The following is a 7,802-nucleotide window of genomic DNA, read 5'->3' on the forward strand; positions in this document are numbered from 1 at the left end:
AACTGGCTTGATATCAAAATCTATATCAAACTTAACTTTCCAAGGAGCAAAATGTTCTGTCATTTTTATGCCTGCTGAAGCTTGGACAATAATATAAACATTATTTGAGTAAGAGGCATGATACCTTCCCAAAACTTTGAACCCATCAAACTCATCATTCAAAGTTCCATTTTCAAAAACCTTTAAAAAAAGATCATATGCTGCACCCATAAGAGCAACATTTTTAAAAGTTGCAGTAACTAAATAAGTATTCATTTGTTTTTAAATATATAAATCTTTTATAGGGTATTGCATTTAGAATTGAGTTAAGCATCTTGAAATGAATACTTCTGATAAAGTATTTTTTTTAGATAAAACCAATAGAGAGTGTATGGAAGGGAAAAGTTATGATCCAAATCAAGCTCCATAATAGTAATCCGTTAAACTCTTACTACTTGCAAAGCTTAATTAATTACGATTGACAGTCGATCTAAACTGAGAGGGATAAAACCCTCTTTTTAATGGAATTATTTATAGCTTTAGGATTTCCAATAGTTTTAATAGTTGGGTTAACTCTCCTTTTTATGACTGATGGTATTCCAATTTGGGTTCAACAATTCAATAGAAATAGTTCAACTCTATGGAATTTTGGTATTGTCGCAATGGGAACGATGACAGTAATAATTTACTTAGCAAGAAGATAAAAAATGAAACGCTTACTTCTTGCACTACTTCCAGTCCTTTTGGTTGTTGGGTGCCAAGGTAAGCAAAGTAAAAATCCAATAGAAGAACCTTTTTATATAGGACTCCAAATGGGTATTACATACAAAATGTTCTTGCATGAAAAGCAACCTATAGGTGGTGGAATTAGGTACAAATTTAGAACAAGAGTCGAATATTCAAGTGATACCCCTACTCGTATAAATGATTGGAGGATTGCGGATTGCTTGAAATCAACTATTGATGACTACCTAGTCCCTGCACTATCAAGAAGTGAAGCAGAGAGAGGAATGCCCTTTTTAATCAGAGCAGTTTGTGGATATAGGGGATGATAAAAAACTTACTACTTGCACCTCTATTATTTTCTAGTCCTGTATTGGCAGAAAAAGAACGTATTTATTATGTTCATACAAGACCTCCTTTCTCCTACTCAGGAACAATAGGTGACGATGGTTTTTTTTACTATTTCACTAACTCTGCCGATAGATTTAACGATGAAATTTGTAAAATAAGAATTGATGGTGCGTGCTTTGTAAAAACTAATGTTCCCGCAAAAATAGTTAAAGAAGGCATAATGAAAACTCCAAATATGTATTGGTGTTCAGAAGCAGTAATTCAGAAAGCCAAGAAGGTTCAACCTCCATCTCCGAGCAATCGATTTGGCTATGGAATTTGTACAGAAAACGGATGGGTATTTGAATGAAACGCCTACTAGTTGCACCGCTTCTATAGGTACTTACTAGTTGCTCAAAAAACTTATTTTTTAATAGCAAAGTACGCTATCCGCTTTAATTGATTCTTCAACTAGAACATCCGGCATCACAAACTCTGCTGAATATCCATCTAGAAGCTTCTCATCGTAACCCCTAGATTTTGCAGACATCCCTGAAACATATATGGTAACTTTTGATTTCTTCAAATTTTGAAGATGTTCGTATAAATCTCCAGTACCTTGACCAACTATTTCACCAGCTTTTTTGCAATCTAATATTTGTACTCCGTCTCCTGCTAGAAAAAGAGTTACTTTATGATCGTTTTTTTCTGCAGTAAGGGCAACCAATAAACCTAAAGTTACTTTATTTTTGGATTCTAAACCGCTGTAAATATGAACTAACATTGTATTGTCGGTAATGATAGACATTTAATACTCCCGAAGTTTTTGTTTTATATCTTAAATAAAATCTATTATCATTAGCTGTTTTTGTGAGTTTGAGTCTCAGTATTGCATAATCTTCCAACATTATCATATATGTTTATATAGTTTAGCGCTCCAACTAGCACTCCCCAATACAACCTAGTGCCTATTCTTAAATAGGTTGCTGAAATGAAAGTTTTTTTGACATATGATCTAAATTAGAGATGTAAAACTATCATTTCTTATGACTAAAAGATTGATTAAACGTTTAAAAAATATTCAAGACAAATTCTTTAAAAAAGAGATTTCCTATGAATATTCCAATAATCTTGATTTTGATAGAGAGTTTATAAAAGCAAAAAATAAAGCTTCATTTATAGGTCAACTTTGTCAATTAGTTGGAGGAATTTTCATCTTTTTTGGAATAATTTTTACGATTGCGTTCATGTTTATTGGAGAATTCGAGTCAGATGCTCAATTTGATTACATTAGAAATTCTTTTGTTCTTGCTCTTTCTGGTTTATTTTTTATTGCAATAGGTTCAATGGTAACAAACATAAAAAGACAAACTGCTTTAATTGCACTACAAATATGGAGCAATGTTCCAATTGATTAAGAGAAATGAAACGCATTACTAATGCTTTAAATTCAGCACCTTTTTAGAATGTTTAAATATTTTAGCCCTCCCCTTAGCGCTCCTGTCTCACTATTTTAAGTAAGCAAAAAAAATAGAGCTTGGAAAAAATTTCTATATGACTTGGTTTTTAAGAGTCGGGGCGACAAGATTCGAACCTGCGACCTAGTGCTCCCAAAGCACTGGACACCCCTAGATGAGCACTACGTTTTCAAGCTATAGCTTAATTATTTGCGTGACTTCGCATGGTTTGTCCGGACAAAATTAGCAACATATGACATAAATATGACATAAATGAGTTTATGAGACTAAATTCAAAAGCCTATTTCTTATTACTTCGTGGGGCTGTGTTAAATCAACAGTTGAGAATCTCATTTCATGTCCTTGGATGGTGGCGGATTCATCAATGTCTTCTCCAATTGCTGGATGTAGAAGCATACCGGAAGAGTTTTCGTTTAGTTTTTCGCCAAGACCTTCTTGAGACCTAAGATAAGCATAAAGTTGATAAATATATCCAGATTTGAGGGACTTTTCACGATACCAACTACTTCTTTTATGAAATATATTAGTGAACTTTGTATCAATAACAATCCTGTGATATTTAATTTTATTGTCAAGAATAATATCCGTTTTCATTGAAGGTAATATATCTTTTATTCCATCAGTGGGGTTGTTAATCATCCAGTTCATGGGCTTTCCTGTTATTACTCTCCAGTTATCTGGATTTAAATGGAAACGATAAAAATTTCCAATAGCCTTTTCATAAAGTCTTCTCATCCAATGCTCACTTTTCTCAGGATCTAAAATTTCATTCTTACCTTCACTTTCATTAGGTAAGCATAGATTCATTGCTAATTTCGCCGCTGCTATCATCTCCTTATCTGATTGATCATTTCTACTGAATCTTTGATTCTCAATTTCTCTAGCAGTTGGGACTGGTCCAGTAACCCCGCATTGAAAAAGATTATTTGCTAAAGAACTACAACTATTACTAATTGATGGCTTTTTTATAATCCTAGAAATTCCATCTAAAGCAGCTCTAACATATCTATTACGGACATTATCGATTGATAATTCATTAAAGGTGCACGAGACTTTCCCTTTTGATAAAAGCTGTTTTCTACATGTAGTTAAGTGATTTATCCTCCCTCTAACTCTGCTTAGTATTTCATCTTTAGTTTCGAAGGAATAAGTTAATTGTCTTTTTAACCTTTTTTCAACTGTTTTAATCAAGATTTGCCCAATTAAATCAGGTATATCCTCTGGTAAATCTTCGCGACCTTTAAGAGCTTTATTTTGTGCTTCACCCAAATCAGATGCATAAAGCATTAGCCACCAGATATTTCGTATTGGGATACTCATAAATTCGCTAAAAGTTTTTCTATTGCTTTGTCAGCCTCTTCTAGAGAATCAAACCAATATTCTTGAAGAAGTGGCGCTATTTCACTCTCTACCACTTCTCTAAACCACTTTTTTGAATCTTTGGTTTTTAAACTTTCATTTGGTGTGAAGAAACTATGACCGACTTGAAAATCTTTTCCTAATCTACTATCTGAAGCAATTTGACTATTAAGATTAACTATTTCTGACTGTATATAATTTGCTACTGAAGAATCCATATGTAATTTATTAACCACATAATCTTTCCATGTTTTATTTAAATTTGGCTCTAGATTTATAAAAGCAAATCTTCTTCTGAAAGCCATATCAACTAATGCTAGAGAACGATCAGCGACATTCATTGTCCCAATTATGTATAAATTAGACGGAACATAAACAGGAAGATGAAGCCCCTCTGAATTGGGATAACATAATTTTATGGCTTCTTTTGAGTTTCTTTTACTTGCTTCGATGAGAGTAAGTAACTCCCCAAATATTTGAGCAGGATTGCCTCTATTAATTTCTTCAATAATTAGGACGTATTTTTCACCAGGATTGATCAAGGCTCGTTCTACCATCTCCATAAAAATACCTTCTTGTAAGCTAAGTTTTTCATCACTTCCAGGTCTCCAGCCTCTTACAAAATCCTCATAAGAAAGGTTCGGATGAAATTGTACAGAACTTATTTGACTTTCTTTTATTTGTTCTTCTATTAAGGCCATGCCAAGACGTTTGGCTAACCATGTTTTCCCTGTGCCAGGAGGACCTTGAAGTATAAGATTTTTCTTTTCATTTAATCTACGCATTATTAACGAAAGCTTCTCAAAATCTAAAAATGCTCCATCTTCAATAATGTTTTCGAGTTTATATGATCTAATCTCATCCGAGGTATATCTATCTTTCCAAAATGGGTCATTTATAAAACGATTAATATCTTGGTCTTTATTATTAAAAGTGAAATCAATTAACTCATCGTTCATCCACTCACCTGGTTGTACTGCCCATATAGTTGGTCGATATGTGTAAAAATACCATTCACGAATTGGTTGGACTTTTTCCCAACTTACATATATTTTTTTACCATCTCCAGGATTTTCCTCTATTACACCTGTTGCCTTAATTGACATAACTGAAGTTGTATTTTCGAAAGTTTCGAATGGTAATCCTTTCTTTCTTGTATAAGTTGCTTTAATTGCTATTAAGTCACCCACTTCCATTGAACGGACATCATCATGGTATTTATCGTTAAAACCATGTTCCCAATATCCTTGTTCAACAAATTCATTAGTTAAATCTTCGTTATCAATTACAGAACCCACAAACCATGCGGGTCTTGTCTCTCGGTCTTTTTGAGGATCATTTGCATAACAAGTTTTGAAGTATTCAATAATTTCAATGAGTTCTTGAAGAAGTTTGTCTTCTGATAACTTTTCATTATCTCTATAGAAAAAAACTTCATCATTTTCTATTTTTGGTTCATAATATTTGTGAACATAAGAATCTCCATATCTCTTTGGGTTTTCAATGAATTCAGATATTTTTGTCTTAGTTTCATGAATATTCTTATCCCAAGTATTTTGTGGTTTTTTTCCTTCCTCTCTTATCCCATAGGAAAGAATTAACTTTCCCTCCTCTTTATAAAACAAGTAGACAGGATAATATGGCCCAGAACTTACTGTTTTTCTAAATGCTATCCATGGGATATTTGCTAATGTTCCTTGCCCAAATGAAACTTTGATAAAAAAGTCTAAAAATTTCTTTGGATATTCTTTTGTTTTTAAGCTCCCAGTATTAGTTTGCTTTATAAATTTCTTTAAAAAATCTAAATCCATCATTGAATTTTTTTAAATTTTATATGAAATATTTTTATATGACATAAATATGACATAAATGCGAATATGTCTTATTTGAAGCAATAAAAAAGACAGGCTGGGGAACCTGTCTATGACTTGGATTATTAGAGTCGGGGCGACAGGATTCGAACCTGCGACCTAGTGCTCCCAAAGCACCCGCGCTACCAAGCTGCGCCACGCCCCGCTAAACATCATTCTAATCTATGAGAGGGATGTTAGTAAACAAAGTCACAAAAAGAATTTTTGTAGTAATAACAAGCGTTTTACTTACTTAGATTATAATAGTGTCAATGGATTTAGTGCAATATCTAGTCAACCTTTGTTATAACCCGAAGACACTCTGCGGTTGCATTTTGCGTACAAATTGCGTACATTGTGCCTATGTGTACGCAAATTAATGCCCAAACTCAAAAATAATGAAGCATGGGTAAATGGCTTAAGAACAGCCATAAGATCTTCTACTGCAAAGGGTTGGACTGTTAGAGAACATAGAGGACTTGCAAGATTAGAGGTTAGAACTGGTAATGGGATGCGTTCTGCCCAATTAATGAAGAATAATATTCCTTTTTCTTATTCATCCCAGAATATGGGAGATATTATTACTCGTGTTAGGAATATCTATGTTGAGATGGCTAACAATGGCGGAGATTTTGATACTGCGGTTGCTGTATGCGCGGGTTTAGCTCCTAAATTAACTTATTCCCACGATTGGGTTGGTGCAAAGGATGACTTTGAAAAATATAAAAAAGAGATGGGAACTGGTATTGCTAATGGAACTTGGACTAAAGAGTATGAACCTGTAATCACTTACGCAGTTAACTTATTAAAAACCAAAGATGCTCCAATAAATGCAGATAAATTATTAGAAATTTGTGCAAAAAATGGAATTGAAAAGGTTACTGACTATATGAGAAGAAATAATATTGCACCAAAACCATTAACTTATGAACTTGGTGGTAGAGCTAGAGAACAAAGAGTGAGAAATCTTGCTTCTTTTTTAAAGTATTGCGTTACTAAGAAAAATTATCCTAGTGATTGGCTTCCACCTGATGACTTAAGAGAATACATTGGAAGACCTTCTAAAGAAGCTAAAAAAGCCAGAAACAAAAAAGCATCAATAGAAGATCAAGAGTTTATTAATTTAATAAATTCTCTACCAACAGAAACAGGGCAACCGCATCATATACTCGCTGCCAAAAAATGGGTCAATGCAATGAAGCTTTGTGCTGTTTTTGGTTTACGACCTATTGAATTAAGACACTTAGTTTATAAAAAGAGAAAAGATGAACTTTGGTGTATGTATGAAAAAAGATCGGGTCAGGGTGTAACAAAACCAAGAATATTAGAACCTCTTTATCTAGTAGATAATGATGGCAATGTTCATTATGAAGAAGTAGTCAGATTGTACAAAGCAGGTCTATTAGAACTTCCCTATCAATGTATGCCAGATTGCAAAACTGTTGAGGGTGTTGGAGATCAAATGGGTAAATGGTTAAAACAAAAAGCGGGTTGGATTTCTCTTAAAGCATTAATGGCCAAGCGGGGCGAAAGTCTTGGTTGTTATAGCTTTAGACATTCTTATTCCTTAAGAGGTCATCAATTAGGAATTGATGCGGGTAGTGTTGCTGATGCAATGGGGCATACATTAAGAACACATCTTGAGTCGTATGATTACGCAAAAACTACAACTACTAAAAAAGCATTTATAAAAGCTAGAGAACTTCAAGCGGTTTAATTATTGACAGTCGATCTAAAAAAATTCCTTTAGCAGAAATATTCATTTCAAGATCCTTAACTCAATACTAAATGCTATACCCTATAAAAGATTTATAGATTTATTAATCAAATGAATACTTATTTAGTAACTGCAACTTTTAAAAATGTTTCTCTTATGGGTGCAGCGTATGATCTTTTTTTAAAGGTTATTGAAGATGGAACTTTGAATGATGAGTTTGAAGGATTCAAAGTTTTGGGAAGGTATCATGCCTCTTACTCAAATAATGTTTATATTATTGTCCAAGCTTCAGCAGGCATAAAAATGACAGAACATTTTGCTCCTTGGAAAGTTAAGTTTGATATAGATTTTGATATCAAGCCAGTT

General features: G+C 33.4%; 10 protein-coding genes and 1 tRNA gene. 6 read left to right on the forward strand and 5 right to left on the reverse strand.

Translation table 11 applies throughout. The features are described from left to right. Positions 1–255, reverse strand: a 255-nt coding sequence (locus JJ842_09680; protein MBO6972183.1) for a DUF3303 domain-containing protein, incomplete at its 3' end; no start/stop codon positions are given. Positions 256–500: 245 nt separating this feature from the next. On the opposite strand from JJ842_09680, the gene JJ842_09685 reads away from it, so the two are divergent. The 3 genes from JJ842_09685 to JJ842_09695 are packed head-to-tail and all read left to right on the forward strand — an operon-like array spanning position 501 to position 1,402. After that, positions 501–683 carry a hypothetical protein gene (locus JJ842_09685; GenBank protein MBO6972184.1) on the forward strand — a complete coding sequence of 61 codons (183 nt, stop codon included), beginning with the start codon at positions 501–503 and terminating at the stop codon, positions 681–683. 3 nt (positions 684–686) lie between these two features. Continuing rightward, complete coding sequence (locus JJ842_09690; protein MBO6972185.1) at positions 687–1,031, forward strand: hypothetical protein; 345 nt, start codon at positions 687–689, stop codon at positions 1,029–1,031. Next, positions 1,028–1,402 (forward strand): hypothetical protein, encoded by a 375-nt coding sequence (locus tag JJ842_09695; protein ID MBO6972186.1) that lies wholly within the window; start codon positions 1,028–1,030, stop codon positions 1,400–1,402. Before JJ842_09690 ends, JJ842_09695 begins: the two co-directional genes overlap by 4 nt. 60 nt (positions 1,403–1,462) lie before the next feature. Here the strand turns inward: JJ842_09695 and JJ842_09700 are convergent, their stop codons facing one another. Beyond that, positions 1,463–1,840, reverse strand: coding sequence for a DsrE family protein (locus JJ842_09700; protein ID MBO6972187.1), 378 nt, complete (start codon positions 1,838–1,840; stop codon positions 1,463–1,465). Positions 1,841–2,078: 238 nt separating this feature from the next. Between JJ842_09700 and JJ842_09705 the strand changes: the two genes are divergently transcribed. After that, positions 2,079–2,450 carry a hypothetical protein gene (locus tag JJ842_09705; GenBank protein ID MBO6972188.1) on the forward strand — a complete coding sequence of 124 codons (372 nt, stop codon included), beginning with the start codon at positions 2,079–2,081 and terminating at the stop codon, positions 2,448–2,450. A gap of 318 nt (positions 2,451–2,768) precedes the next feature. Here JJ842_09705 and mcrC read toward each other — a convergent pair whose 3' ends face one another. The 3 genes from mcrC to JJ842_09720 form a co-directional block, all read right to left on the reverse strand. Beyond that, positions 2,769–3,830 (reverse strand): 5-methylcytosine-specific restriction endonuclease system specificity protein McrC, encoded by a 1,062-nt coding sequence (gene mcrC / locus JJ842_09710; GenBank protein MBO6972189.1) that lies wholly within the window; start codon positions 3,828–3,830, stop codon positions 2,769–2,771. Then, positions 3,827–5,683 carry a DUF3578 domain-containing protein gene (locus tag JJ842_09715; protein ID MBO6972190.1) on the reverse strand — a complete coding sequence of 619 codons (1,857 nt, stop codon included), beginning with the start codon at positions 5,681–5,683 and terminating at the stop codon, positions 3,827–3,829. The genes mcrC and JJ842_09715 overlap by 4 nt, the downstream gene beginning before the upstream one ends. 128 nt (positions 5,684–5,811) lie before the next feature. Further along, a tRNA-Pro gene (locus JJ842_09720) sits at positions 5,812–5,885 on the reverse strand. A gap of 213 nt (positions 5,886–6,098) precedes the next feature. Here JJ842_09720 and JJ842_09725 point away from each other — a divergent pair. Continuing rightward, a complete protein-coding gene (locus JJ842_09725) occupies positions 6,099–7,436 on the forward strand; it encodes a hypothetical protein (GenBank protein MBO6972191.1) in 1,338 nt (445 codons plus the stop codon). A gap of 111 nt (positions 7,437–7,547) precedes the next feature. Continuing rightward, on the forward strand, positions 7,548–7,802 hold a 255-nt coding region (locus tag JJ842_09730), incomplete at its 3' end, for a DUF3303 domain-containing protein (GenBank protein MBO6972192.1).

The sequence above is a fragment of the Prochlorococcus marinus CUG1433 genome (genome assembly GCA_017644425.1).
In the GTDB taxonomy this organism is placed as follows: domain Bacteria; phylum Cyanobacteriota; class Cyanobacteriia; order PCC-6307; family Cyanobiaceae; genus Prochlorococcus_A; species Prochlorococcus_A marinus_U.

Coding starts and splice junctions, on each gene's coding strand:
- JJ842_09685 (MBO6972184.1), top strand. CDS start 501: ATGGAATTATTTATAGCTTTAGGATTTCCAATAGTTTTAATAGTTGGG.
- JJ842_09690 (MBO6972185.1), top strand. CDS start 687: ATGAAACGCTTACTTCTTGCACTACTTCCAGTCCTTTTGGTTGTTGGG.
- JJ842_09695 (MBO6972186.1), top strand. CDS start 1,028: ATGATAAAAAACTTACTACTTGCACCTCTATTATTTTCTAGTCCTGTA.
- JJ842_09700 (MBO6972187.1), bottom strand. CDS start 1,840: ATGTCTATCATTACCGACAATACAATGTTAGTTCATATTTACAGCGGT.
- JJ842_09705 (MBO6972188.1), top strand. CDS start 2,079: ATGACTAAAAGATTGATTAAACGTTTAAAAAATATTCAAGACAAATTC.
- mcrC (MBO6972189.1), bottom strand. CDS start 3,830: ATGAGTATCCCAATACGAAATATCTGGTGGCTAATGCTTTATGCATCT.
- JJ842_09715 (MBO6972190.1), bottom strand. CDS start 5,683: ATGATGGATTTAGATTTTTTAAAGAAATTTATAAAGCAAACTAATACT.
- JJ842_09725 (MBO6972191.1), top strand. CDS start 6,099: ATGCCCAAACTCAAAAATAATGAAGCATGGGTAAATGGCTTAAGAACA.